This is a genomic window from Kitasatospora nipponensis, from assembly GCF_039528135.1.
Classification (GTDB): domain Bacteria; phylum Actinomycetota; class Actinomycetes; order Streptomycetales; family Streptomycetaceae; genus Kitasatospora; species Kitasatospora nipponensis.
This window is the reverse complement of the sequence record NZ_BAAALF010000784.1, coordinates 1-660: the sequence shown is the minus strand read 5'-3', so window position 1 is coordinate 660 and position 660 is coordinate 1. Positions and strand designations below refer to the sequence as shown.

Genomic DNA, 660 nt, shown 5'->3' with positions numbered 1-660 from the left:
CCCGCTGCCCGACCCCCGGCGCTACGAACGCCGAGGACCGACAAGCAGCTGCACCCACCCACCGCCCATCCCAACAGTCGCCACGGCCGCGCGTTGCCCACGCGCCGCCGGGAGGAGTTCCATGCCCACCGCTGCCACCACGACCGTCATCGAGCGGAAGTGGCACACCACCGCCGAGGTCGCCGAGATGCTCGGCTTCGGCCTCTCCAAGACCAAGATGCTGGTCCTCTCCGGCCAGATCCGCTCCGTCGCCATCGGCCGCAACCGCCGCATCCTGCCCCTGTGGGTCGACGAATACGTCGCCCGCGTCGTCGCCACCGCCGAGGAGGTGGCCGCATGAGTGGCAAGCGCGGCAACGGCGAGGGGTCCATCTACCCCTACCGCAACGGCTTCGCGGCCTACGCCTGGGTGACCACGCCCACCGGCAAGCGCGACCGCAAGTACGTCTACGGCAAGACCCGGACCGAGGTCCACGACAAGTGGCTCAAGCTCCACACCGCGGCCAAGGCCGGCCCCGTGGCCACCAGCACGCCGACACTGGAGCAGTTCCTCGCCTTCTGGCTGAAGGAGGAGGTCGAGGTCAACCTCAAGCCGCTCACCGCCGCGACCTACGAGACGGCCGTGCGCCTCTACATCGGCCCGTTCCTCGGCGCCAAGCGG

Annotated in this window: 1 protein-coding gene and 1 pseudogene; both read left to right on the top strand. The window is 70.2% G+C overall.

Annotated features, from left to right (window positions below):
* The first annotated feature begins 121 nt into the window (after nt 1-121).
* Nucleotides 122-340, top strand: a complete 219-nt coding sequence (locus tag ABD323_RS43330; protein ID WP_184917414.1) for an excisionase family DNA-binding protein — start codon at nt 122-124, stop codon at nt 338-340.
* Nucleotides 337-660 (top strand): annotated as a pseudogene (locus ABD323_RS43325) (site-specific integrase); the annotation flags it as partial. The gene ABD323_RS43330 and the pseudogene ABD323_RS43325, both read left to right, overlap by 4 nt.